Source organism: Anaerocolumna sp. (genome assembly GCF_032079385.1).
Lineage (GTDB): Bacteria > Bacillota > Clostridia > Lachnospirales > Lachnospiraceae > Anaerocolumna.
In genome coordinates, this window is record NZ_DAMAUC010000012.1 from 107,850 (window position 1) to 132,825 (window position 24,976).

Consider the following 24,976-nt stretch of genomic DNA (forward strand, 5'->3'; position numbering starts at 1 on the left):
GTTTTATGCATTAGTCTACGTCTTTACGGTTTGGACCATGGATACAATGACAGGCACACTACGCACAATGTTTATTGCCTTTCTTGGGCTGTTTCATAAGGTATATCCTTGCGGGATGCTATCCGGAATTGTGCTGTCAACAACAAAAGTCAGTGAATTTTTATCGGCTATGAATCGTATCCATGCACCTAAAAAGCTGGTGATTTCATTGGCAGTTATGCTGCGCTATGTCCCAACAATTCGTGAAGACTGGCGCTTTATCAAAGATGCAATGAAAATGAGGGATGTTTCACCCTCCTTAAAAGGGTTCCTGACCCATCCAGGTATGACAGTAGAATGTATTTATGTTCCCTTGATGATGGCTGCTTCTAAAGCGGCAGACGAACTTTCCATTGCCTCTGTCACCCGTGGAATTGAAAATCCCCGGCCTCGTACTTGTTTGGAACAGATTCGGTTTGGTATGGCAGATTGGATTGTCCTCCTCTGCTTTCTGACCTTCTTTGGTGTAGGGCTGTACCTGAAAGGGGTGGTTTAGATGATTAAACTCAGTAATGTATCCTTTTCCTATCAAGGTCAGGAATCTGGTGGCTTGCATGATGTCAGTCTAACGATACAAGACGGTGAATGTGTGCTGTTATGTGGAAGAAGCGGTTGCGGGAAAACAACCATTACCCGTTTAGCGAATGGATTAATTCCTCATTTCTACCAAGGAAATTTAGAAGGCAGCATAACAGTGGATGGGAAAAATATTTGTGATATACCTATGTATCAAATTGCTGAACAGGTTGGATCCGTATTTCAGAATCCCCGCACGCAGTTTTTCAACGTTGATACAGATAGTGAGATTGCATTTGGAATTGAAAACGAAGCTCGTCCGCCTGCTGAACTGATCCGGCGTATAGAACAGACAACAAAGGAACTGCATATTCAGAACCTGAGGGGTCGTAATATCTTTGAACTCTCCGGCGGAGAGAAGCAAAAAATTGCATTTGCCTCGGTCTATGCGATGAATCCGGATATCTATCTTTTGGATGAACCTTCTTCTAATTTAGATATGACGGCAATTAGTGAATTAAGAGAACATTTGAAGTTAATAAAAGAACAGGGTAAGACGATTTTGATTGCAGAACACCGACTTTACTATCTGATGGATTTAGCAGATCGTATCGTATATTTGGAGGAAGGTCGGATTACCGGCGTTTTTACTCCAGCAGAGTTTCGAAAGCTGCCTCACAATCAGCGGGAACAAATGGGGCTGCGGGCAGTAGACTTAAAAGAGGAGCATCCTGTGGGTTTGACTGTTGCGGCATGCCCGCAGATATTTGAAGTGAAGAATGTTTCATTGTATTATAAAAAAAGAATGATTCTGGAGAAGATAAGCCTGAATCTTAAGCCAGGTGAAGTGATTGGTGTGGTTGGACATAATGGGGCAGGGAAAACAACTTTTTCCCGTGCTTTATGTGGACTATATAAGGAGTGTGCCGGTCAGTTTCTTTGGAATGGAAAACAACAAAAATCAAAAGATCGCCTGAAATTTTCTTACATGGTGATGCAGGATGTGAACTATCAATTATTTGCGGAAAGTGTTGCTGCGGAATGCTCCTTTGGTATCAAGCATCCGAATCAGGACCTTGTAGAACAAACAATGGATGATTTAGGATTACTGCCATTTCGGGAGCGTCACCCAAATACGCTGTCCGGTGGGCAGAAGCAGCGTGTAGCTATGGCAGTCAGTATGATTTGCAATAAAGAACTGCTGGTGTTTGATGAGCCTACCAGCGGTCTTGACTTTGATAGCATGGCACAAGCAGCTGATCTTATAAAAAAGCTTGCTGCAATGGGAAAAATAATTTTCATTGTGACACATGATTATGAATTTGTCTGCCGGACTTGTTCCCGTGTGCTGCATTTTGACGAGGGTGAAATGTTGGAGGATGTTCCTGTTTGTGAGAAGCAGGGAGATAAGCTAAAAGAACTTTTTTATATCAAATAATTGGATTTATTTCACTTCTATGAAAAACAACAATAATTTAGCTGGCTAATTAGAACAGAGCAAAGTGCTTTAGACACTTTGCTCTGCTCTAATGTATAATGAGTGATATAATTTTACGTAATTTAGTGTTCGATATCAGCTATAATGCGGCAAGGCAATCCGGTTGCGATTTCATCATTAAACCACAGTGCGTAAACTTTAAAGTTTATAGCGTTAACCAGCTTATCTAAATTCATAAGATTTTCTATCACATAAACTCCTTTCGATTCGCATAATCTATCGGCTTTTTCATGCTCATCTCCACGGCGAATACCAGAACAGTCAATTCCGATAAAACGTATTTTTTTGCCCAATAAATAATCAATCAAATCTTGGGATAATTGGGGATGATTAGAAAAATAGCCCGTTGTGCCATAAGCTTCATTCTCACTACGTGCTGTGCGAATTAGTACGAAACTATTTTGCGGAATATCTATTCCGGCAATATCAGCTATTTCAATTTCTCGTTCTTCGGAAATTCCAGATACATCAAGTAGTACACCTATATTTTTAAAATACTCTAAAGGGATCGCTGACTTATTATAAGTATCCAAATGAGTTCCTATATGACCAGCTACAATGTGTTTATTTTCTTGAGTGGATAACCACTGTTCCATTAATTTTTTATCCACTTTTGTGGTTAATTCGATTTCCATATTATGATTCCTCCTGAATTAATTGTTCTAAATAAGAGTTAAATGAGGTTAAAAAGGATAAAACTATCTTTCGTTCATTTAAATCAATGGTTTCTAAAAAGTGTATATCTCTTTCTTCCCATGCTTTGTGGGCAATCTCATGTTGCTTATAAATATCCATACCTTTATCGGTTAATTTGAAATATACTTCTTTCTTATTCTCAGGATGCCTATAGCCTTCAACTAGTTTATATCCCATTAATCTTTTCGTAATTTTACTTGCTGCTCCTCTGGTTATATTCATAATCTGTGCCAGTTTTGTACCATTGATTTGTACCTCCTGACCGATTACTTCAACGCAATGAATTTCTGTAAGACTATAATTTAAATTTAAATTTCCATTCATTAGTTTACTTAATATATCTTGGTAATTATAAAGTCGTGTAAACTCATATAGGATTTTTTCATTCATTCTATTCACCTCAAATATTATTTCCGTGGAAACAATATTACACTGTTCAATTCTATTTGTCAAGTTTTTGGAACAACTTTATCGAATAAATGAATGAGCATGGTAAATTGAGATAAATGTATGAAACAATATGATATCTTAAAATGGTTTTGCCATGGGTATACTGTAACCACTGCTACTTAGAGGTTTAGGGAGTAAAAATGAAAGAATACGCAATGTATGTCACTGATGATGTAATGATGAGAAGCATCTTGCTAATTTAAGATGAATTTGCTATTATAAATGTAACGAATAAAAGGGAGGTGTCTTGATGTCGTCCGTTCGATAAGATAATGAACAATAAATTTTAAACTCTCGTATCACGAGGTGTATTTGTTGTACTTATTTTGCCGATGGATAAGATCAAGCTGCCTATACTTTCAACTTAAAAATTATAGGTATATATGACAAGAATTAAGTTAATATAATGGCTTGATTTTTGCTGTTATTACATGAGAGGATGGATAAATATTCCTTTTTGTTAGTATCCTATTAAGTATGCAGATGACCCCAAGTGATGGAGATATCTGCTTTTTTGTTTTTTTAAAAAACATATGTAGAAAACAGGATTAGAAAACCAAAGGAGAAAAAATAATATGATTAGAGATTTTATGTTAAAAGATATTGACTGCATCATGGCTCTATGGCTGGAAACGAACAAACAAACCCACGATTTTATTGAAGGCAGTTATTGGGATAATAACTTTATAGCTGTTAAAGAAATGCTGCCTCAATCAACAATTTATGTATATGAATGTAATAACCAAATACAGGGATTCATAGGTCTGATTGATGATTATATTGGGGGGATTTTTATTTCTAAGGATAATCAATCCAGAGGAATTGGAAGAAAACTTCTAAATTACACAAAAGAAAAGAGTATGGAATTGTCTTTACAGGTCTATCAAAAAAATGTCAGAGCAGTGCAATTTTATTTAAGAGAGGGCTTCACTATTTCCAAAGAACAAGTGGATGAGGAAACTGGAGAAATAGAATATGTTATGGAATGGAGTCCACATCAAGCAGCTAACTAACTCTTTTGGAGGAAGAAAAATATTATGAACTTTAGCTCGGTTCGTTATGTATAGCAAAGGCTATTGCATAGCGTCAAAAATTTGATACTTGCATAGCCTTTGCTTTCCTTATTAATAGAAAATCAGGAGGGCATACTTATGTCCATTGCAGTGAAACCATTGGCAATGACACCATTTCCACTGGATAAAATAGAGGAAATATTTAAACAATAATGTATAATGAACCAATCAAATAGATAAACATTTTAATGCTATCAAAGGTGGTGGCGGAGCATTATTTAGAGAAAAAATTGTTGCCAAATTAGCCGAAGAAGTAATATGGATTATGGATGATAGTAAATTAGTTGATAGTATTGGAGCGTTTCCGTTACCAATTGAAGTATTACCTTATGGTTATACACAAGTTATTAGAAAACTAAAAGAATGCTCTTTTAATCCTATAATGAGAATGAAGGATGGTAATGTTTTTATAACTGATAATGGTAATTACATAGTTGATTTGCATATAGGAAAGCCAATGGACATTAATGATGTTTATAATAAAGTTAATGGGATAACAGGCGTTTTAGAAATAGGACTATTTATCAATATGTGTAACCGTATTATTGTTGGTACTGATATTGGTACAAAAGTTATTGAGAATAAGTAAGATTATTTCTTTCAAATGCTCAGAGATGGCGATGCCATCGAGAGCGGAAGAAGAAAATCAAAAGAAAATTAGAAAGGGATTAAGACTTGCAGGTATTGTTGCATTGATAATCCTATCAATTGATATTACTTCGATGATAATTTATTTTGTTCTAAATGGCGTGCCAAAGTAATGGTGATTATGAGCAAAATGAAAAACTATATATTCTTTAACATGTAAATTATAAACATAAAAAAATGCTATAAAATTAGAGAAACATTTATGGAGATTAAAATGAAATATATTGTTGATACGCAGGCAACGGCATCTTATATGGATAAATATAATCAGCCCTGTGACTGTATATACTGTCGTAATTATCAGAAAGCTTTTGCATCTTATTACCCTGAAGTTATAAAAAGACTAAAAGATTTCGGTATTCAGGTAGAACGTCCACTTGAGATAATAGATTGTTTTTGGAATAGTACAAGGGACAAGCGCCGATATGAGAGTTATTACTCAGTTAAGGGTAATTTAATGGAAGACAAATTAGAGCTATATAAAGAAAATGCAATCATCACCCTCTACCGTTCCGACACCAATGAGCCTGTTTATGGAAATACGGGAATGGAGAAACCATATTTTATACTTGCAATTACTAATATTGAATTACCTTGGGTACTGTCTGAATTGCCCAATGAGTGATTTGTAATTTGCTATTTCCAGCATGGAAGTTAAGGATTATGAATATTAACATAGCATTTTCCTTTCAGATTTTTAAATTTATTGACTTAATAATCACCTTCATTTATAATTTATGTACCTGATATAGTACGTATAAATGGAGTTAGAATTTCACTTCTCCCTTTAGGATTAATTAATTAACGTACCAGCAGGCCTAGCGACAGAAGAAGATACATTCATGAGCTCCCTATGTTGAGTAATATTTCTACAATTAAGAGGTATCAGGGGGATTAATGAGTAGATTTAAGGAACAGCGGAAAGGGAAAAATATGAATACGTATCATAATGTAATGGAGACGTTAGTGCTTCAAATATTGGATGAAATGTGGGGAACTTTAGATTGCTGCAAATGTGATAAATGTAAAATGGATATTATTGCCTGCACACTGAATCAATTGCCACCTAAATATGTTGTAACAAAAGAAGGGGAGTTGTATGCCCGTCTATGTGAATTAAACAACGAACATGAAGTTGAGATTATTATAGCTATAACAAAAGCTATTAAAATTGTAAAAGAAAATCCAAAGCATGATGAATAGTATTTATTGCTAGTATAGAAAGTCATGATGGAGAATGAAGATAGTATAAATAAAAAATAAGAATGGAAATAATATACATAAAAAGACTGTTATAAAATATATAAAATTGGAAAAGCAATTATATATTTTATAACAGTCTTTTTTATAATTACAGTTACGAATGGGTTGGTTTCGTAACTGCTATATGATGAATTAAGCGATTGAATTAACAGCTTTGCTTAAACGAGATACTTTTCTTGATGCAGAATTCTTATGATAAACGCCTTTTGAAGTAGCTTTATCAATTTCAGAAATTGCAGTAGTAAGAGCTGTTTTAGCAAGTTCTTTGTCGCCGGCAGCCACAGCAGCATCAACTTTCTTTATAACAGTCTTTACTTTAGATTTAATTGCTTTGTTTCTTAAAGTCTTAGTTTCATTAACTAAGATTCTTTTCTTAGCAGATTTAATGTTAGCCAAATCATACACCTCCAAAATATTATTATTGAATTAACTTTGTTTCATTAAATCCGGACACGGACGTTCTAATGTAAACATACTATTATATAGTAGTATAAACCAACACATCTGTCAATACATATTTTTTAAATAAATGAAGAAAATACTATTAAGAGATATATAGTATTTAAATATGTTTAGAAATATTTAAAATAAAAACGAACATAGTAACCTTATGTTCATTGTGAACAAATAGAAAATATGGAGAGTGATGTTATGGTGAATAAGAATACTACAAAGAGTCATATGGCAAGTGTGAACAAAAATGCAGCCTTGAACAGGAATGGGGAATTAGACAAAAATGCGAATGGCGTTAATGAGAATTCCAAGACTTTTTACAATAAAAACAATCTAAAAGGTATGTCACGTACTGACCTTGCTTTGGAAGTGCGTGAAAGTTTTCAAGAGGATGATGTTGAAATACAGGGAGTTATTCTGGATGAAGAATATGATAAGAAAAAAGATATAAGAGTGACTACCGTTGTTATAAAGGATCAAAAGGGTGCAGATGCTATGGGTAAGCCCATTGGAACTTATATAACCATTGAAGCACCAAAATTACAGGAAGACGATGAAAGCTTTCATGAACCAATTACTGAAGAAATAGTAAAGTATATTAAAAAAGTAGCGGTTAATTTAGAGGAAATGGAAGTGCTAATTGCTGGTCTTGGCAATAGGGAAGTAACACCGGATGCTTTAGGGCCCCAGGTAGTGGATAATTTATTTGTCACCAGACATTTAATACGGGAGTTTGGCCAGGAATTTAAAGAAAAAAACAATTTAGGCAATGTAAGTGCCATTTCACCGGGAGTAATGGGACAAACTGGTATGGAATCCAGTGAGATTTTACGGGGAATAATTAAGGAAACAAAGCCTCAAGTAGTTATTGTAATAGATGCCCTTGCAGCAAGAAGTATCAATCGCCTGAATACTACTATACAAATCACCAATACAGGAATCAGCCCGGGATCCGGAGTAGGTAATAATCGAAAGGCTTTGAATAAAGAAAGTCTTGGAGTGGAAGTCATTGCAATTGGAGTTCCAACTGTTGTAGATGCTGCAACTATTGTAAATGATACAATGGAACAGTACATGAGAAAGCAAGGATTGGAAGAAAAGGAAATCTATCAATTCCTTGGAGAAGTCAATCAGCAGACTATCTCCAATATGTTTGTCACACCAAAAAGTATTGACGATTCTATAAAAAGAATTAGTTTCACCATATCAGAAGCACTTAATAAATGTTTTTCATAATAAGCATGTCTAAAATCTTTTAAAATAATGCCTTGAAAAGTTATCATAAATTAGAAAGCTGCATATGATAGAATATGACAATTGCTTACTAAAGATGCATTATCCAGGCTAGGTTTTAGACTACATATTAACTGTGAAAAGAAGGTAAGGTAAAGAAAAACCGGAATGGGTAATCCTCGGAATCAAGTTGAACGCGCAAAAATCATGCGCAGGAAAGAGGGAAACATGAAAAAGTGTAGCAGGCACAAAAAGGCTAGACTGTTTCATATAACCGTATGGGGGTTAATAATTTTTTTAAGTATTCGATTAATCATTCAATGTATACAGATATTTGGGGCAGAACTGAATTCGGATTCAAGAGCCCCTGTTGAGAATAAATTGATTTCCTCCTTATGTAATTATATGATGCAGAGTAATATACCCATTGCAGATTATGTGATAAACGACGGTAAAGAAAATAAACATAATAATTTCATTCTTAATGCCATGGCAGGTATATCTCCAATTAACCGTTATGTGGCGGAGAATGCAGACTTGAATGACCATTACATAGAAGAAGACCATGATTCCGGAATATTGGCAAACGGATCTGATCTGAAATTCAGTGATGAAGTTTATATGGCGATCCTAAATGAAAACAGAAAAAAGTTACTTGAGAATGTACCGGATAATTCAGATGAAACAGATGTAGATTCCGATATGGATAGTGAAGCAGCAATGACCGGCCAGCAAAGCTTAATGCCAATTGATATTATTAGCGGAGACGTTTATTTGGAGCAAGGCGATTCTGGTAATCTTGTATTAAATGAAAGCGTAGGCACAACGAATAAAATAAATGCGAAGGAAACGCTGGGGAAAATAAATGGTCAGTACTTTACATTAGAAAATTTATTAAACCGATCATTTTTATATAATAATTTTTATATCACCGATGGTTCAACCAAAGTAGATGATAAAATATTTGATGCAAAGAAACTATTAGGAAAAGATATGACAATAAAACAAAATTCGGAGAAGCCACAAATATTAATCTATCATACCCATTCAAGGGAAACCTTTATTGACAGCAGAGAGGGTGTGGAAGATGATACCATAGTCGGATTAGGGGGCTACTTAACAAAAGTACTTACAGAAAAATACGGATATAATGTAGTGCATGATAAATCTCATTATGACATTATAGACGGTAAACTAGATAGAAATCTGGCTTATAATTGTGCAAAGCCAGGCATAGAAAAAATATTGGAATACAATCCATCTATTGAAGTGGTAATCGATTTACATAGAGATGGTGTAAGTGGGGATGCAAAAAGGGTATCCACAATTGCCGGTAAAGAAGTTGCTCAACTTATGTTCTTTAATGGTTTAAGTACCAATTCGAAGGGTGAAAAGATATCCTATCTGGATAATCCGTATACCCAGGATAATCTGGCATTTAGTTTGCAATTACAATTAGCTGGAAGAGAGTTGTATCCGGGTTTAATGTATAAAAATTATTTGAAAGCTTACCGTTATAATATGCACGTACGACCTAAATCCCTGTTGATAGAGACAGGCACTCAGAATAACACGTTGAAAGAAGCGCAAAACGCTATGGATTTACTTGCAAATATACTGGATCAGGTACTGACCGGTAAACAATAATATTCAAACTAAAGTAAGAAAGCCCCGTCGGTTACGAAAGTAAGCAGCGGGGCTTCCTTGTCAGTTGTAACCAATATTCCTTACGGAGGAGATTACATCTATGGAGACGAAAGGGTTAATGTAAGATTAGCAAAATTCAACATATTCAACGTTTTCGAGTTTTTCTTCTTTTACTTCCCCACATCCTTCTAATCTGATGCAGAGTGTGTTACAGGAAATTTTTAATATTTGTCCTCTTACTCTTACAGGTTTTCCATTACAATTTAAACCGACTTTTACAATTTGTCTGGATAATTCGGCAGCGTTTAATGCTTTTATTATACCTTGAAGATCTCCTTGATTTGTGCAGTTGCGGCAACAGCCACGTATCTCATTTTCACAATCAAAAGCGATAGATTCGATTGCATGAATTGCAATCCAGGCTTTTCTAATTTCATTATTCGAGCAGCAAAGTTCTCCGGGATTAACCCATAAACGGATTGCAGTTGGACATACTTTTTCTACAACGCCTTTTAATTCCTGCCCGCTGCATAAAGTGATTTTAACAACCTGACCGGTGAATTCAGCAATATTCAATGCACCTCTGACATTTAGACAATTAGTCATATATTTACCTCCTTTTGGTCTTTACTAATTGGATTACTACTATATAATATGAGAATCTTTATCCTGTGTTACAAAAAATACTATAATATGAACATTTACGACACAATTTTGTCGACTCCTCCCCGGCCATTTTAGGAGGGATTCTGCACTGTATTTTTGGGAAGAATTTTAAAGATAAGGCAGTAAGATAAAGGAACGGAGACGAAGGAATATGCTTTTTCTTGTAAGTAAGATTTGACTATGTTATAATACAACAGAATATAACTCACTTTTGCAGGAGGAAATGTTAATGAATCAGAGTCATATACGAAATTTTTGTATTATTGCCCATATAGATCATGGAAAATCAACCTTAGCTGACCGTATTATAGAAAAAACAGGCTTATTGACAAGCAGAGAGATGCAATCTCAGGTGTTGGATAATATGGAACTGGAAAGAGAACGTGGAATTACCATTAAGGCTCAAACCGTTCGAACCGTTTATAAGGCAAAGGACGGAGAAGAATATATTTTTAACCTGATTGATACTCCGGGACATGTAGACTTTAATTATGAAGTATCAAGAAGTCTGGCTGCCTGTGAAGGCGCAATACTGGTTGTGGATGCGGCCCAAGGTATTGAAGCCCAAACTTTAGCAAATGTTTATTTAGCTATTGATCATAATCTGGATATTTTACCGGTAATTAATAAAATTGATTTACCCAGTGCGGAACCAGATAGGGTAAAGGCGGAAATTGAAGATGTCATAGGATTAGATGCAGAAAACGCTCCTTTGATTTCCGCAAAAGTCGGTATTAATATCGAAGAAGTTTTAGAACAGATTGTAACTAAGATAGCACCGCCTAAAGGTGATATAAATGAACCATTAAAGGCTTTGATATTTGATTCCAAATACGATTCCTATAAGGGGGTTATTATATTCTGTCGTATTATGGAGGGTAAAGTTACCAGAGGGACTGAAATTAAAATGATGGCTACCGGAGCTACTGCGGAAGTAGTAGAGATAGGTACTTTTGGACCGGGACAGTTTATTCCTTGTGAGGAATTGTCTGCCGGAATGGTAGGTTATATAACTGCAAGTTTGAAGAATGTAAAAGATACCCGTGTTGGTGATACTGTAACAGATGCCAATAATAATTGTAAAGAGGCTTTACCCGGTTATAAGAAAGTGAATCCTATGGTGTACTGCGGTATGTACCCAGCTGATGGAGCAAAATATCCGGATTTAAGAGATGCGCTGGAGAAATTGCAGCTAAATGATGCTTCTTTGCAATTTGAACCTGAAACTTCCGTTGCTTTAGGATTTGGTTACCGTTGTGGTTTCTTAGGTCTGCTGCATCTTGAAATCATTCAGGAAAGATTGGAGAGAGAATATAATCTGGACATTGTAACTACCGCGCCAAGTGTTATTTATAAAGTTTATAAAACAGATGGACAGGTACTTGAAATCACTAATCCTTCTAATCTGCCTGATCCTTCAGAAATTGATTATATGGAAGAACCGGTAGTAAGTGCTGAGATTATGGTTACAACGGAATTTGTCGGCTCTATTATGTCATTATGCCAGGAACGAAGGGGTGTTTATCTTGGCATGGAATACATGGAGGCTACAAGAGCACTTCTTAAATATGAACTTCCTCTAAATGAGATTATCTATGATTTCTTTGATGCTTTGAAATCTAGATCAAGAGGGTATGCTTCCTTTGATTATGAGTTAAAAGGTTATAAAGAATCCACTCTTGTGAAATTGGATATTCTTATTAACAAGGAAGAAGTGGATGCCTTATCCTTTATTGTTCATGCTGAAACTGCTTATGAACGAGGAAGAAAAATGTGCGAAAAGCTAAAAGATGAGATTCCAAGGCATCTTTTTGAAATTCCTATTCAGGCGGCTATCGGCAGCAAGGTTATTGCAAGAGAAACGGTAAAGGCTATGCGTAAGGATGTTCTTGCAAAATGTTACGGCGGTGATATCAGCCGTAAGAGAAAGCTGCTTGAGAAACAAAAAGAAGGTAAGAAACGTATGCGCCAAATTGGTAATGTAGAAATCCCTCAGAAGGCCTTCATGAGTGTGCTTAAATTGGACGAAGACTAAAGGAAGGAATGTCTTATTACAGGGCAACGTTTTTATAGGACTCTAATATTGAGAAAATGCAAGCTTATTGCTTGCATTTTTTCTCAAATACTTTAAACTTCGTTTTTTAACAAGAAAATAAATTGGAGGAACTTATGAAACAAAGGATGCAGATACTGAATGATATATACAGGCCTGTTTATGAATATTTACAATCTTTATTAAAAGCATTAAAGGAATTAGACTATGATTACCAGTGGGGATTTTATAATAATCATTCCATGAGGGAAGATAACCAATGGTTTTTAGAGTATTACCCTATTCCCGTTGTTACAATAAAGAATATTTGTGATATTGGAATCGACATGAATCGTACCTTTATAGAATTCAAAATGAAGAAAGAAAAAGCAGTTTTATTCCATTGGGAGATAATTTCGGATTATAAATTTGAAGTGTATGGAGTAGAAGATTATCTTAGTGATTTTTACAATGCTGCTTTAAAGCTTGATGATATTTCGGAAAAAATAAGTCGGAGTAATGAGAAGGAAGTTGGAATCGAATTTGAATTTAGTTATCTCGAAGATAAGTCTAATTTATTAAATATGGTTAAAAAACTGGAATCAATGGGTACATATATATTATAAGAAGATTATTAAGTGGCAGATGATTATTAAAAGGATATAGAAGAATTTTGAAAGGAGGTACACTATGGAAAATAAGTTGACAGATAGTAAAAAAGGCTTAGGGCTATATATTCATATCCCTTTTTGTGTGAAAAAGTGTGAATATTGTGATTTCCTTTCGGGACCTGCGAGTGAAGAAACAAAAAGACTTTATGTAGAGGCTTTGATAAAGGAGATATTCTCTAATAAGGATTTGGCAGCGGAGTACCTTGTTAAGACGATTTTTATCGGCGGGGGTACTCCTTCTTCTATTGATGGAAAGTTTATTGGGAAAATCTTAAAAGCGGTTAAAGAAGTTTTTAATGTAAGTGAACAGGCAGAGATTTCTATGGAAGCAAACCCTGGGACTGTAAATGAAGAAAAGTTGAGAGAGTATAAGAAGGCAGGAATCAACCGCATTAGTTTTGGACTCCAGTCAGCAGATAATAAAGAATTGAAGTTGTTAGGAAGAATTCATTCCTATGAGGAGTTTGAGGAGAATTATTACATGGCCAGAGAACTGGGATTTTGTAATATTAATGTGGATTTAATATCGGCTTTACCGGGACAGACTATTAAACAGTGGGTCAGTACTTTGGAGAAGGTTATCCAGTTGAAACCGGAACATATCTCTGCATATAGTTTAATTTTGGAAGAAGGTACGCCTTTTTTTGAACGTTATAGTGAAGAGGATCAGGATGAAGATCTTGATAGACGGATTTATAGTAAGACAAAAGAAGTTCTTGAGAATGCCGGATATGATAGATACGAGATTTCTAATTATGCAAAGCCAGGTTTTGCCTGTAAGCACAATTCTTCTTATTGGACCGGAACAGATTATTTGGGGTTAGGATTAGGAGCCTCTTCTTTATTAAATAATATAAGGTGCCACAATGAAGAAAATATGAATGCTTATATTAGGAACTCCAATGATAGAAACAGGTTAAGAAAAAATATAGAATCTTTGGATAGAAAACAGCAAATGGAAGAGTTTATGTTTTTAGGATTAAGAATGATGGAAGGAATTCAAAAAAGCAGATTTAAAGATTTATTTCATGAAGATATAGAAAATATCTATGGAGATGTTTTAAGTCAATCTTTTGATGAGAATCTACTTATGGAGAAGAATAACCGCATATTCCTTACTGAAAAGGGAATAGATTTGAGCAATGTGGTTATGTCCAGATTCTTATTGGATAATTAAATATATATTTGTTTTTAAAATATAAAATGAGAGTATTAAAAAATTAAATTAAAAATTAGTTTTTCTTTATTTTATAGACAGAAATAGAGAAATAAAATATATTTTTCTCAACAATTGAGTAAAATAACTCTTGACAAAGCAATTTGATAGTGCTATTTTATGTATAAAGATGTTAGCACTCCTTGATAGTGAGTGCTAACAACAAAGTTGGGGGTGATTAGATGGCATTGGATGATAGGAAGTTAAAGATATTACAGGCAATTATTCAAAATTATCTTGAAACCGGCGAACCAGTCGGCTCCAGGACAATCTCTAAATTAACCGATTTAAATCTAAGCTCCGCAACAATTCGCAATGAAATGGCTGACTTGGAAGAACAGGGATATATTGTTCAACCCCATACTTCGGCAGGTCGTATTCCATCTGATAAAGGATATCGTTTGTATGTAGATACTATGCTGCAAGACAAAATTCAGGAAGTAGAAGATATGAAGGTACTTCTGGTAGACAAAGCAGATAAGATAGATACCTTATTAAAACAAATAGCTAAGTTACTAGCTGCGAATACCAATTATGCCACATTAGTTACAAAACCTCAATACCGAAGCAGAAAAGTGAAGTTCATACAATTAACAGAAGTGGATGATGATCAGATCCTTGCTGTGATTTTACTGGAAGGCAACATAGTAAAGAATAAGATAATCAATACATTAGAGAAATTAGATAAAGAGATTATTCTTAAATTAAATATTGTATTTAATACTTTCCTTCAAGGATTAGATCTTTCTGAAATTAATCTGACTATTATCCAGAAAATGAAAGAACAGGCAGGTTCATACAGTGGTGTAGTGAGTGATATTCTTGATGTAATTGCTCAGGCAATCAGTGAAGAAAAGAATGTAGAGATTTACACCAGTGGTGCAACCAATATGTTAAAATATCCTGAACTTAGTGATATGGATAAAGTATCAGAATTACTGAATACTTTTGAGGAAAAGAATCAACTGACAGAGCTGGTGGCCGCTACCCCTGCAGAAGATTCTGAAAAGGGAGGCATCCAAGTATATATTGGAAGTGAAACTCCCGTAGAGGCTATGAAAGATTGTTCTGTTGTAACAGCCACTTATGAAATAGAAGATGGTGTTTATGGCAAGATAGGCATTATTGGTCCAAAGAGAATGGATTATGAAAAAGTAGTCAGTACGCTGCATACACTTATGGTGCAGTTGGATGAAATATTTAAGAAAAAAACTTAACATAAGGAAAGGCGGTAACAAAAGTGGAAGGCAAGGATAATTCTGTAGAAGAGTTAAAGACAGATAGAGTTAACCAAGAGGAAGAAATGAAAAACAACATAAATCCAGAGAGTGCAAACCAAACCTTAGAAAATGAAGATAAAAACGAGCAATTTGAATCAAGTAATGAAGAAAATGCAGATGAGAATCTTGAAGATGAAGAAAGCACTGATGATGGAGATAAGAAATCCGGAAAGTTCTTTAAAAAGAAAGAAAAGAAGAAAGATCCAAAAGATTTAAAGATTGAAGAACTGGAGGACCGATTAAAGCGTACTTTTGCTGAATTTGATAATTATCGTAAGCGTACGGAAAAGGAAAAATCTCAGATGTTTGAAATCGGCGCAAGAGATATTGTTGAAAAAGTTCTTCCGGTTATTGATAATTTTGAAAGAGGACTTGGAACTTTAACAGAAGAAGAAAAGTCCGGTGGATTTGCACAAGGCATTGAAAAAATCTACAAACAATTAATGGATACCTTAACAGAATCCGGTTTAAAACCAATAGAAGCTGCCGGAAAAGAATTTAATCCCGATCTTCATAATGCGGTAATGCATTCAGAGGATCCTGAACTGGGAGAAAACATAGTAGCAGAGGAATTCCAAAAAGGTTATATATTTAAAGATACTGTGGTTAGACATAGTATGGTAAGAGTTGTTAATTAAAGCAATATAATTGTTTATTTAGTAAATACATTTATATTTATTTATAATTTTATTATTAATTTGTAATAATTCATATTGTTAATTGAAAAATTTAGGAGGAATAAATTATGGGCAAAATCATAGGAATCGATTTAGGAACGACAAACTCATGTGTTGCCGTTATGGAAGGTGGAAAACCAGTAATTATTGCCAATACAGAAGGTGCCAGAACTACTCCTTCCGTAGTTGCATTTACAAAGACAGGTGAAAGATTAGTTGGTGAACCTGCAAAACGTCAAGCTGTAACAAATGCTGATAAAACAATTGCATCTATTAAAAGACATATGGGAACTGACTTTAAAGTTAAAATAGATGATAAGAAATATTCACCACAAGAAATTTCTGCAATGATTCTTCAAAAATTAAAAACGGATGCAGAAAGTTATTTAGGAGAAAAAGTATCCGAAGCGGTTATTACCGTACCGGCTTACTTTAACGATGCTCAAAGACAGGCTACAAAAGATGCTGGTAAAATTGCCGGACTTGATGTTAAGAGAATTATCAACGAGCCGACAGCTGCAGCTTTAGCATATGGTCTTGATAATGAAAAAGAACAAAAAATCATGGTTTACGATTTAGGCGGCGGTACTTTCGACGTTTCTATTATCGAAATCGGTGACGGTGTTATTGAAGTTTTAGCTACTTCCGGTGATAACAGACTTGGTGGTGATGACTTTGATGAAAAAGTTACAAGATATATGATTGATGAATTTAAGAGGACAGAAGGTGTAGACTTATCAACAGATAAGATGGCACTTCAAAGATTAAGAGAAGCAGCAGAAAAAGCAAAGAAAGAATTATCTTCTGCAGCTACAACAAATATAAACTTACCTTTTATTACTGCAACAGCAGAAGGACCAAAACATTTTGATATGAACCTGACAAGAGCTAAGTTTGACGAATTAACTCATGATTTAGTAGAAAGAACAGCAACTCCTGTTCAAAACGCATTAAGAGATGCCGGAATTGCTGCTTCAGAATTAAGTAAAGTTTTACTTGTTGGTGGTTCTACCCGTGTTCCTGCTGTACAGGATAAAGTAAAACAATTAACCGGTCATGAACCATCCAAATCCCTAAATCCTGATGAATGTGTTGCTCTTGGTGCTTCCATTCAAGGTGGTAAATTAGCAGGAGATGCTGGTGCAGGAGACATTCTGTTACTTGACGTTACACCGTTATCCTTAAGTATCGAAACTATGGGTGGTGTTGCAACAAGATTAATTGAAAGAAATACAACTATCCCTACTAAGAAGAGCCAAATCTTTTCAACAGCTGCAGATAATCAGACAGCAGTTGATATTAACATAGTACAGGGTGAAAGACAATTTGCCAAAGACAACAAGAGTCTTGGACAATTCAGACTAGATGGTATTCCACCAGCTAGAAGAGGTGTTCCTCAAATCGAAGTTACTTTTGATATTGATGCCAATGGTATCTTAAATGTATCTGCAAAAGATTTAGGAACAGGTAAAGAACAGCACATTACTATTACAGGCGGTTCTAACATGTCTGAAAATGATATCGAAAAAGCAGTGAAAGAAGCAGCTGAATTCGAAGCACAGGATAAGAAACGTAAAGAAGCAGTTGAAGTTAGAAATGAAGCAGATTCTATGGTATTCCAGACAGAAAAAGCGTTAAGTGATGTAGGTGATAAACTTGGTGCAGAGGATAAATCTAAGGTAGAAGCTGATTTGAATCACTTAAAAGACTTAGTGGAAAAAGCAAATCCAGAAGTTATGTCTGATGGAGAAGTAGAAGATCTAAAAGCTGCAAAAGAAAAATTAATGGAAAGTGCTCAGAACCTTTTCGCAAAAGTATATGAACAGGCACAGGGAGCTCAAGGTGCGCAAGGCGGACCTGCACCGGATTTTACAACCGACGGCGGAGCTGCTGCTGATGATGTAGTAGACGGAGACTACAGAGAAGTATAAAATCAGCAGGCATAAATAACCTGATATGGTGATTTTCCAGAGTTGACTTTTTCAAATATTTTGTATAGTATATTGGTTACGGGTCGTTCCCTGACATTTATAAATAGGCGGTCTTTTGACTGCCTATTTGTGGATTAAGAATAAATTGCGGTCAAGCGGATGAAATATCTCCGTTTAGACTGTTTAGTAATAAGTAAAGTTTTGGACTAAAAGTCAAGAAATAGACATGGGAATTTTCTTGGCAGTTTTTGTTCGCTCAGAAAATTCGCAAGGAGGATAGATAAAATCATGGCAGATAAACGTGATTATTATGAAGTCTTGGGGGTCTCCAAGTCTGCAACAGATGATGAACTAAAAAAAGCATATAGAAAATTAGCGAAACAATATCACCCGGATGCAAATCCCGGTAATAAAGAGGCAGAAGCTAAATTCAAAGAAGCTTCAGAGGCTTATACAGTTTTAAGTGATCCGGATAAACGAAGACAATACGATCAATTTGGACATTCTGCATTTGAAGGCGGTGCTGGTGCAGGCGGCTTCGATTTTACCAATATGGATATGGGAGATATCTTTGGAGATATCTTCGGGGATTTATTTGGCGGCGGAAGAAGCAGAAGAAGTAGTAATGGTCCAATGAAGGGGCCGAATGTAAGAGCAGCGGTAAGAATCACCTTTGAAGAAGCAGTAACTGGTGTGGATAAAGAATTAGATTTAAATCTAAAAGAAGAATGTGCTACCTGTCATGGAACCGGTGCAAAGCCGGGTACCCATCCGGAAACTTGTACAAAATGCGGTGGTAAAGGTCAGGTTGTATATACCCAGCAGTCTTTATTTGGTATGGTTAGAAATGTTCAGGCTTGTCCGGATTGCCATGGTACCGGTAAAATAGTGAAAGAAAAATGTACGGATTGTTATGGTTCCGGTTATGTAAACAAGAAGAAGAAAATTGCAGTTTCCATTCCAGCCGGTATTGATAGCGGTCAGAGTATCAGAATTCGTGAAAAAGGGGAACCTGGAATTAATGGCGGCGAAAGAGGAGATTTGCTGGTAGAAGTTACCGTAAGCAGACATCCAATTTTCCAAAGACAAGATTATGACATCTATTCTACTGTTCCTATTTCCTTTGCTCAGGCAACATTAGGTGGGGATATCCGCATTAATACGGTAGATGGTGATGTTATCTATACTGTAAAACCAGGTACACAAACGGATACCAGAGTACGTTTAAGAAGCAAAGGGGTTCCTACACTTCGTAATAAACAGGTACGCGGTGACCATTATGTTACTTTAGTTGTTCAGGTGCCGTTGAAATTAACTAACGAACAAAAAGAGTTATTGCAAAAATTTGATGATGCAATGAACGGTAAGAATGCAGAACCGGAGCACGAAAAAGAAAAGGAAAAAGGAAAGAAGAAATTCTTTGGTAAATAACAATGAAATGGACAAAATTAACTTTAAAAACCATGTCGGAAGCGGAAGATCTTATCAGCAATATGCTGACAGACTTGGGATTTGAAGGAATTGAAATAGTAGATAATGTTCCAATTACAGAAGAAGAGAAAAAAGCTATGTTCATTGACATACTTCCTGAAGTAGATGAAGGTGATAAAACAGCCGCTATAAGTTTTTATTTGAATGAAGACGAAGATGTAGAAGAAACCATAGCTAAAATTCAGGAAGGCTTAGATGAATTAGCCGAATTCGTGGATGTAGGAAGCAGAAAAATTATGATTTCCGAAACAGAAGATGTTGATTGGATTAATAACTGGAAAGAATTTTTTAAACCATTTCGTTTAGATGATAATATTATAATTAAACCAACTTGGGAACCACTTGATAATGTTTCTGATAATGACATTGTTATTGAAATTGATCCTGGCACTGCTTTTGGAACCGGTACCCACGAGACTACTAAATTATGTATCGGCGGTTTGAAAAAGTATGTAAATTCGGAAACGAAATTGTTAGATGTAGGCTGTGGAAGTGGAATTCTATCCATTATTGGAGCAAAGTTAGGGGCAATTTCTGTATTGGGAACGGATATTGATCCGAATGCAGTAAAAGCTGCCTATGAAAATGCAGAAGTAAACCATATTTCTGAGGATGTTTTATCGATTATTAGTGGAGATATTATATCTGATAAAAGTGTACAAAAACAAGTAGGGTTTGAATGTTACGATGTTGTAGCAGCAAACATATTGGCTGATGTTATTATTCCCCTTTCTGCGGAGATTGGAAAACATATGAAATCAGGCGGTGTATTTATCAGTTCTGGAATTATAAATACGAAGAAGGAACAGGTAAAGGAAGCTATTTTAAAAAACGGTTTTCGTATATTAGAAATAAATGAAATGGGTGACTGGGTTTCTATTGTAGCACAGAAGTAGTTTGTCAAAACTGTTGCAAGAACTGTCATTCTGAGCATATATTCAGCTGTGCCAAATTTAAGGGAAGAATCTTATTATAAAACTGAGATTTCTCCTGCATAGAATTCGGCACAGCTGAAACTACGCTCTCAGAATGGCAGTTTATTGTTTATTAACAGTTTCTTTTATATATGGAATAGAATTCAGCTTTTGCAAAACTACAGTATTAAGTATTAATTGCGAATAATATGAAGGAAGGCATGGTGCTTGCTATGTACCGTTTCTATGTAGATCAAAATCAAATAAGTGAAGAATTTATCACCATTAAAGGTACAGATGTAAATCATATAAAAAACGTATTACGGATGCGAATTGGAGAGAAACTAATAATTTGTAATGGACAAGGGAAAGACTTTTATTGTATAATAGATAGCGAATCTAAGGACGAAATTATAGTTTCTATTGAAGAAGTCCATGACACGGATACGGAATTAGATGGGAAAGTATATCTATTTCAAGGACTTCCTAAAAAAGATAAAATGGAGCTAATCATTCAAAAGGCAGTAGAACTTGGGGTTTTTAAAATCATTCCGGTTATGACCCAAAGAACTGTTGTAAGACTAGAAGATAAAAAGAAGGAAGACAAGAAAGTAGAACGCTGGCAATCAATTGCAACAAGTGCAGCTAAACAATCCAATCGGGGAATCATACCTACGGTATCAGGAACTATGAGCTTTAAAGACGCGCTCAATTATGCGAAAGACATGGACGTTAAACTAATTCCATATGAAAATGCAGATGATATAAATAAAACCAAGGAAATCATCCAAAGTATAAAAGGCGGTCAGTCGGTGGGAATCTTTATCGGACCAGAAGGCGGTTTTGAAGAAAAAGAGATTGGACAAGCTTTGGAAGCAGGTGTTTTACCCATAACTTTAGGAAGAAGAATATTACGCACCGAGACTGCGGGGCTTGCGATCTTATCCATGATAATGTTACAGATGGAGCAGGGCTGATAGGGTGTATTCATTATATTGAGAAATGTATTTTAAAATATAATGCTGTTATATAAGCAATGACATATAAATTATGATTAGTATTAGAGAAGAGGAAAGTATGGAAGCATATTTGGACAATGCCGCAACTACAAGGGTATTTGATTCAGTAAGAGATATAATGGTAGAAACTTTAAGTGTGGATTATGGTAATCCTTCCTCCAAACACTTAACGGGTATAGAAGCAGAACGATATATAAGGGATGCGAAAGATATTATTTCAAAGAGATTGAAAGTGGAACCTAAGGAAATTTTATTTACCTCCGGAGGTACAGAATCTAACAATCTAGCTTTAATTGGTACCGCTTTGGCCAATAAAAGAAGGGGTAACCATATTATTTCAACAAGAATTGAGCATCCTTCCGTGCACAACCCACTTATATTCCTTGAAGAGAATGGTTTTCAGGTAACCTATGTACCGGTAGACACCTATGGAAAGGTTATAATGGAGGAATTATTAAATGCAGTCAGGGAAGATACTATACTGGTATCTATTATGTACGTGAATAATGAAATTGGTTCTGTACAAAGTATCAGTGAAATATCGAAAGCATTAAAATCCAAAAATCCAAATATTATTTTTCATGTGGATGCCATCCAGGCATTTGGTAAATATAATATATATCCCAAAAGAGAAGGAATTGATTTGTTGTCTGTCAGCGGGCATAAGATACATGGGCCCAAAGGTATCGGATTCTTATATATAAAAGACAAAATAAAGATTAAGCCAATCTTATTTGGCGGTGGTCAGCAAAAAGGCATGCGTTCCGGTACAGAGAATGTTCCTGCTATAGCAGGACTTGGACAGGCAGTGAAAGAAATCTATGAGAACCATGATGAAAAAATCAAAAATTTATATCATGTAAAGAAATCTTTTATAGAAGAAATCAGTCAAATAGAAGATATAACTATAAATGGAGTGGGAGACAGATTAGAAGATTCTGCGCCTCATATTGTAAGTGTTAGTTTTGACGGAATAAGAAGTGAAGTATTATTACACGCGTTAGAAGAAAAAGGAATCTATGTATCTTCCGGGTCTGCATGTTCTTCCAATCACCCGGCTCTTAGCGGCACATTAAAGGCAATTGGAGTAAGAGAAGACTTGTTGGATGCCACAATAAGGTTTAGCTTTTCTGTCAATACTAACATGGAAGTAATCCGGTATACGGTGGATATGCTAAAAGAATTGTTACCTGCTTTAAGAAGATTTAGAAGACATTAATTAGCATTATATAAAGACGCAGCATGCAATGGGAGCCAGTGTGAATTCTTGAAATGCATAATTCACACCCTGATTTGCGGCAGTACTACATCTGCAAGCAGATGCAGTATGCAATGGGAGCTAGTGTGAATTCTTGAATTGCATAATTCACACCCTGATTTGCGGCAGTACTACATCTGCAAGCAGATGCAGTATGCAATGGGAGCTAGTGTGAATTCTTGAATTGCATAATTCACACCCTGATTTGTGGCAGTACTACATCTGCAAGCAGACGTAGCATGCGATGGGAGCTAGAAATTATTTTATATTATAGGAAAAGAGGAAAGTATGTACAAAGCATTTTTAATAAAATATGCGGAAATAGGTATAAAAGGTAAGAATAGATATTTGTTTGAGAATGCCTTAAGAGACCAGATTAAGAATTCTTTAAAAAATCTTGGGGATTATACTGTAACAAAAGAACAAGGCAGAATTTACATTGAATGTCCGGAAGAATATGATTATGAAGAAACGGTAGAAGCCTTACAGCGAGTATTTGGTATTGCGCAAATCTGTCCGGTGACGATTATAGATACCATAGAATGGGAACCATTAACTAAGGCAGTAGGGGATTATGTAGAGAAAAGATATGAAGATAGAAACTTTACCTTTAAGATGGATGCAAAACGGGGGGATAAAAATTATCCCATGACATCTCCTGAAATATGTATCGAAATGGGAGCTTATTTATTAAAACGTTTTCCGGAAATGAAAGTAGATGTTCATAATCCTTCTGTTCGTATTATGGTGGAGGTTAGAAATAAATCTTATGTATATTCGGAAGTAATACCGGGTCCAGGTGGTATGCCTGTTGGAACCAACGGAAAAGCCATGCTTCTATTATCTGGTGGCATTGATAGTCCCGTTGCAGGTTATATGATTTCTAAAAGAGGTGTTACTATAGATGCCGTTTATTTTCATGCACCTCCATATACCAGTGAAAGAGCAAAACAAAAGGTAGTGGACTTGGCAAGATTAATTTCTAAATATACTGGTCCCATAAAACTTCATATTATCAACTTTACAGATATTCAGCTGGATATTTATGAAAAATGCCCTCATGAAGAGTTAACCATTATTATGAGAAGATACATGATGAAAATAGCAGAGCAGATTGCTGAAGAATCAGGCTGCCTTGGATTAATTACAGGTGAAAGTATTGGTCAGGTTGCAAGTCAGACGCTTCATAGTTTAGCTGCAACAAATGAAGTATGTAATTTACCGGTTTATCGCCCTCTGATTGCATTTGACAAACAGGATATTGTAGATATTGCTGAGAAAATTAATACCTATGAAACTTCTATACTTCCGTTTGAAGATTGCTGCACTATATTTGTTGCAAAACATCCAGTAACAAAGCCAAGCTTAAAGGTAATTCGTCATTCCGAAAAAGCATTAGAAGAAAAGATAGATGGAATGGTTAAAATTGCATTAGATTCAAGAGAGATAGTTCTGGTAGATTAGATTTTGACTGGAAAATTACTTTGTTAATAGTGAAACTGGGATAGTATATGCCTTATGTTTTGTATATACTATCCCAATTCGTATACTTGCTGAATTGGGATTGGAAAGAAGTTTTAACCACGAAAAAAGAGGATACGTTAGTATCCTCCATAAGTAACTAAATAAACATTATTCAACGATATACGGACTTAATCTTTCTAAGATTTCGTTAACGCTTTCTTCGTTGTGAATATTTAAATCAATTGGTCTTGATAAATCCAAACTGAAGATACCCATTATAGATTTTGCATCAATTACATATCTACCGGATACTAAATCAAAATCTGAATCAAATTTTGTAACTTCGTTTACAAAGGATTTTACTTTATCAATTGAATTTAGCGAAATTTTTACGGTCTTCATAATACTCCTCCTTTAGTTAGTTTTTAGGATTAATTGTGTAGTCTTTATAAGATATATACTACATATTAGACTATAAAAAGTCAATATACAAAGTAGATAAAAAATCCATATCATAATATATCAAAATATAGTAATTACCAATATAATACAGTAAAATATTGTATATCAATAGTAAGCGGGTTGGAACCGAATATGCGGTTGTTTATATTTAGAAAGGATTCCTATGAATAATAATCAATTTGATAAGAATGAAAAAACGGTGGCCTTTTTAACTTTGGGATGCAAGGTGAATTCTTATGAAACAGAAGCTATGCAGAAGTTATTTGAAGATGCAGAATACCAAATTGTTGATTTTGATTCAAAAGCAGATGTTTATGTGGTTAATACTTGTACTGTTACCAATATAGCGGACCGTAAATCCAGACAAATGCTGCACAGA

25 protein-coding genes and 1 pseudogene are annotated in these 24,976 nt (G+C 35.1%); 21 read left to right on the forward strand and 5 right to left on the reverse strand.

Annotated features, from left to right (window positions below; all coding sequences use genetic code 11):
• On the forward strand, nt 1-535 hold a 535-nt coding region (locus RT261_RS11635), incomplete at its 5' end, for an energy-coupling factor transporter transmembrane component T (RefSeq protein WP_313132676.1).
• Nucleotides 536-1,993 (forward strand): ABC transporter ATP-binding protein, encoded by a 1,458-nt coding sequence (locus RT261_RS11640; protein ID WP_313132677.1) that lies wholly within the window; start codon nt 536-538, stop codon nt 1,991-1,993.
• Between the two features lie 122 nt (nt 1,994-2,115).
• Here RT261_RS11640 and RT261_RS11645 read toward each other — a convergent pair whose 3' ends face one another.
• The gene (locus RT261_RS11645) at nt 2,116-2,688 is read right to left on the reverse strand and encodes a cyclase family protein (protein ID WP_313132678.1); all 573 of its coding nucleotides are present in this window, start codon (nt 2,686-2,688) and stop codon (nt 2,116-2,118) included.
• A 1-nt stretch (nt 2,689) separates the two neighbouring features.
• Nucleotides 2,690-3,139: a MarR family transcriptional regulator gene (locus tag RT261_RS11650; RefSeq protein WP_313132679.1), complete on the reverse strand. Its 450-nt coding sequence runs from the start codon at nt 3,137-3,139 to the stop codon at nt 2,690-2,692.
• A 635-nt stretch (nt 3,140-3,774) separates the two neighbouring features.
• On the opposite strand from RT261_RS11650, the gene RT261_RS11655 reads away from it, so the two are divergent.
• From RT261_RS11655 to RT261_RS11675, 5 genes are all read left to right on the forward strand, one after another.
• On the forward strand, nt 3,775-4,212 hold the full coding sequence (locus RT261_RS11655; RefSeq protein ID WP_313132680.1) for an N-acetyltransferase: 438 nt from the start codon (nt 3,775-3,777) through the stop codon (nt 4,210-4,212).
• 232 nt (nt 4,213-4,444) lie between these two features.
• The gene (gene rpiA, locus RT261_RS11660) at nt 4,445-4,861 is read left to right on the forward strand and encodes a ribose 5-phosphate isomerase A (protein WP_331665473.1); all 417 of its coding nucleotides are present in this window, start codon (nt 4,445-4,447) and stop codon (nt 4,859-4,861) included.
• 31 nt (nt 4,862-4,892) lie between these two features.
• Entirely contained in the window at nt 4,893-5,033 is a 141-nt protein-coding gene (locus RT261_RS11665) for a hypothetical protein (protein WP_313132681.1), read from the forward strand.
• Between the two features lie 101 nt (nt 5,034-5,134).
• Nucleotides 5,135-5,545: a hypothetical protein gene (locus RT261_RS11670; protein ID WP_313132682.1), complete on the forward strand. Its 411-nt coding sequence runs from the start codon at nt 5,135-5,137 to the stop codon at nt 5,543-5,545.
• 272 nt (nt 5,546-5,817) lie between these two features.
• Nucleotides 5,818-6,123, forward strand: coding sequence for a late competence development ComFB family protein (locus tag RT261_RS11675; protein ID WP_313132684.1), 306 nt, complete (start codon nt 5,818-5,820; stop codon nt 6,121-6,123).
• A gap of 192 nt (nt 6,124-6,315) precedes the next feature.
• On the opposite strand, the gene rpsT is transcribed toward RT261_RS11675, so the two are convergent.
• Nucleotides 6,316-6,579: a 30S ribosomal protein S20 gene (rpsT, locus tag RT261_RS11680; protein ID WP_313132685.1), complete on the reverse strand. Its 264-nt coding sequence runs from the start codon at nt 6,577-6,579 to the stop codon at nt 6,316-6,318.
• Between the two features lie 399 nt (nt 6,580-6,978).
• Between rpsT and gpr the strand changes: the two genes are divergently transcribed.
• A complete protein-coding gene (gene gpr / locus RT261_RS11685) occupies nt 6,979-7,872 on the forward strand; it encodes a GPR endopeptidase (RefSeq protein ID WP_313132719.1) in 894 nt (297 codons plus the stop codon).
• A gap of 225 nt (nt 7,873-8,097) precedes the next feature.
• On the forward strand, nt 8,098-9,516 hold the full coding sequence (locus RT261_RS11690; protein WP_313132686.1) for a stage II sporulation protein P: 1,419 nt from the start codon (nt 8,098-8,100) through the stop codon (nt 9,514-9,516).
• A 126-nt stretch (nt 9,517-9,642) separates the two neighbouring features.
• Here the strand turns inward: RT261_RS11690 and RT261_RS11695 are convergent, their stop codons facing one another.
• Complete coding sequence (locus tag RT261_RS11695; protein WP_313132687.1) at nt 9,643-10,122, reverse strand: hypothetical protein; 480 nt, start codon at nt 10,120-10,122, stop codon at nt 9,643-9,645.
• Between the two features lie 283 nt (nt 10,123-10,405).
• On the opposite strand from RT261_RS11695, the gene lepA reads away from it, so the two are divergent.
• The 11 genes from lepA (at nt 10,406) to thiI (ending at nt 24,135) form a co-directional block, all read left to right on the forward strand.
• Nucleotides 10,406-12,217: a translation elongation factor 4 gene (lepA, locus tag RT261_RS11700; RefSeq protein ID WP_313132688.1), complete on the forward strand. Its 1,812-nt coding sequence runs from the start codon at nt 10,406-10,408 to the stop codon at nt 12,215-12,217.
• A gap of 134 nt (nt 12,218-12,351) precedes the next feature.
• A complete protein-coding gene (locus tag RT261_RS11705) occupies nt 12,352-12,840 on the forward strand; it encodes a DUF3201 domain-containing protein (protein WP_313132689.1) in 489 nt (162 codons plus the stop codon).
• A 64-nt stretch (nt 12,841-12,904) separates the two neighbouring features.
• A complete protein-coding gene (gene hemW, locus RT261_RS11710; protein ID WP_313132690.1) occupies nt 12,905-14,062 on the forward strand; it encodes a radical SAM family heme chaperone HemW in 1,158 nt (385 codons plus the stop codon).
• Nucleotides 14,063-14,283: 221 nt separating this feature from the next.
• A complete protein-coding gene (hrcA, locus tag RT261_RS11715) occupies nt 14,284-15,318 on the forward strand; it encodes a heat-inducible transcriptional repressor HrcA (protein WP_313132691.1) in 1,035 nt (344 codons plus the stop codon).
• 86 nt (nt 15,319-15,404) lie between these two features.
• Nucleotides 15,405-16,019, forward strand: coding sequence for a nucleotide exchange factor GrpE (gene grpE / locus RT261_RS11720; protein WP_313132720.1), 615 nt, complete (start codon nt 15,405-15,407; stop codon nt 16,017-16,019).
• A 107-nt stretch (nt 16,020-16,126) separates the two neighbouring features.
• Entirely contained in the window at nt 16,127-17,989 is a 1,863-nt protein-coding gene (gene dnaK, locus RT261_RS11725; protein ID WP_313132693.1) for a molecular chaperone DnaK, read from the forward strand.
• A 288-nt stretch (nt 17,990-18,277) separates the two neighbouring features.
• Nucleotides 18,278-19,420: a molecular chaperone DnaJ gene (gene dnaJ / locus RT261_RS11730; RefSeq protein WP_313132694.1), complete on the forward strand. Its 1,143-nt coding sequence runs from the start codon at nt 18,278-18,280 to the stop codon at nt 19,418-19,420.
• 2 nt (nt 19,421-19,422) lie between these two features.
• On the forward strand, nt 19,423-20,376 hold the full coding sequence (gene prmA, locus RT261_RS11735; RefSeq protein WP_313132695.1) for a 50S ribosomal protein L11 methyltransferase: 954 nt from the start codon (nt 19,423-19,425) through the stop codon (nt 20,374-20,376).
• Between the two features lie 251 nt (nt 20,377-20,627).
• Nucleotides 20,628-21,371 (forward strand): 16S rRNA (uracil(1498)-N(3))-methyltransferase, encoded by a 744-nt coding sequence (locus RT261_RS11740; protein WP_313132721.1) that lies wholly within the window; start codon nt 20,628-20,630, stop codon nt 21,369-21,371.
• Between the two features lie 100 nt (nt 21,372-21,471).
• The gene (locus RT261_RS11745) at nt 21,472-22,632 is read left to right on the forward strand and encodes a cysteine desulfurase family protein (RefSeq protein WP_313132696.1); all 1,161 of its coding nucleotides are present in this window, start codon (nt 21,472-21,474) and stop codon (nt 22,630-22,632) included.
• A 327-nt stretch (nt 22,633-22,959) separates the two neighbouring features.
• A complete protein-coding gene (gene thiI, locus RT261_RS11750) occupies nt 22,960-24,135 on the forward strand; it encodes a tRNA uracil 4-sulfurtransferase ThiI (protein WP_313132697.1) in 1,176 nt (391 codons plus the stop codon).
• Nucleotides 24,136-24,303: 168 nt separating this feature from the next.
• Here thiI and RT261_RS11755 read toward each other — a convergent pair whose 3' ends face one another.
• Nucleotides 24,304-24,537, reverse strand: coding sequence for an HPr family phosphocarrier protein (locus RT261_RS11755; RefSeq protein ID WP_313132698.1), 234 nt, complete (start codon nt 24,535-24,537; stop codon nt 24,304-24,306).
• 223 nt (nt 24,538-24,760) lie between these two features.
• On the opposite strand from RT261_RS11755, the pseudogene RT261_RS11760 reads away from it, so the two are divergent.
• Nucleotides 24,761-24,976: pseudogene (locus tag RT261_RS11760) on the forward strand (tRNA (N(6)-L-threonylcarbamoyladenosine(37)-C(2))-methylthiotransferase MtaB); the annotation flags it as partial.

What these genes read in the sequence shown, in the direction of transcription:
- RT261_RS11645 (WP_313132678.1), bottom strand. Translation starts at nt 2,688, where the DNA reads ATGGAAATCGAATTAACCACAAAAGTGGATAAAAAATTAATGGAACAG.
- hemW (WP_313132690.1), top strand. Translation starts at nt 12,905, where the DNA reads ATGGAAAATAAGTTGACAGATAGTAAAAAAGGCTTAGGGCTATATATT.
- RT261_RS11655 (WP_313132680.1), top strand. Translation starts at nt 3,775, where the DNA reads ATGATTAGAGATTTTATGTTAAAAGATATTGACTGCATCATGGCTCTA.
- RT261_RS11670 (WP_313132682.1), top strand. Translation starts at nt 5,135, where the DNA reads ATGAAATATATTGTTGATACGCAGGCAACGGCATCTTATATGGATAAA.
- RT261_RS11675 (WP_313132684.1), top strand. Translation starts at nt 5,818, where the DNA reads ATGAGTAGATTTAAGGAACAGCGGAAAGGGAAAAATATGAATACGTAT.
- prmA (WP_313132695.1), top strand. Translation starts at nt 19,423, where the DNA reads ATGAAATGGACAAAATTAACTTTAAAAACCATGTCGGAAGCGGAAGAT.
- RT261_RS11705 (WP_313132689.1), top strand. Translation starts at nt 12,352, where the DNA reads ATGAAACAAAGGATGCAGATACTGAATGATATATACAGGCCTGTTTAT.
- RT261_RS11690 (WP_313132686.1), top strand. Translation starts at nt 8,098, where the DNA reads ATGAAAAAGTGTAGCAGGCACAAAAAGGCTAGACTGTTTCATATAACC.
- RT261_RS11640 (WP_313132677.1), top strand. Translation starts at nt 536, where the DNA reads ATGATTAAACTCAGTAATGTATCCTTTTCCTATCAAGGTCAGGAATCT.
- RT261_RS11665 (WP_313132681.1), top strand. Translation starts at nt 4,893, where the DNA reads ATGCCATCGAGAGCGGAAGAAGAAAATCAAAAGAAAATTAGAAAGGGA.
- gpr (WP_313132719.1), top strand. Translation starts at nt 6,979, where the DNA reads ATGTCACGTACTGACCTTGCTTTGGAAGTGCGTGAAAGTTTTCAAGAG.
- hrcA (WP_313132691.1), top strand. Translation starts at nt 14,284, where the DNA reads ATGGCATTGGATGATAGGAAGTTAAAGATATTACAGGCAATTATTCAA.
- thiI (WP_313132697.1), top strand. Translation starts at nt 22,960, where the DNA reads ATGTACAAAGCATTTTTAATAAAATATGCGGAAATAGGTATAAAAGGT.
- RT261_RS11740 (WP_313132721.1), top strand. Translation starts at nt 20,628, where the DNA reads ATGTACCGTTTCTATGTAGATCAAAATCAAATAAGTGAAGAATTTATC.
- RT261_RS11650 (WP_313132679.1), bottom strand. Translation starts at nt 3,139, where the DNA reads ATGAATGAAAAAATCCTATATGAGTTTACACGACTTTATAATTACCAA.
- dnaJ (WP_313132694.1), top strand. Translation starts at nt 18,278, where the DNA reads ATGGCAGATAAACGTGATTATTATGAAGTCTTGGGGGTCTCCAAGTCT.
- RT261_RS11745 (WP_313132696.1), top strand. Translation starts at nt 21,472, where the DNA reads ATGGAAGCATATTTGGACAATGCCGCAACTACAAGGGTATTTGATTCA.
- lepA (WP_313132688.1), top strand. Translation starts at nt 10,406, where the DNA reads ATGTTAATGAATCAGAGTCATATACGAAATTTTTGTATTATTGCCCAT.
- RT261_RS11755 (WP_313132698.1), bottom strand. Translation starts at nt 24,537, where the DNA reads ATGAAGACCGTAAAAATTTCGCTAAATTCAATTGATAAAGTAAAATCC.
- grpE (WP_313132720.1), top strand. Translation starts at nt 15,405, where the DNA reads ATGAAAAACAACATAAATCCAGAGAGTGCAAACCAAACCTTAGAAAAT.
- dnaK (WP_313132693.1), top strand. Translation starts at nt 16,127, where the DNA reads ATGGGCAAAATCATAGGAATCGATTTAGGAACGACAAACTCATGTGTT.
- RT261_RS11695 (WP_313132687.1), bottom strand. Translation starts at nt 10,122, where the DNA reads ATGACTAATTGTCTAAATGTCAGAGGTGCATTGAATATTGCTGAATTC.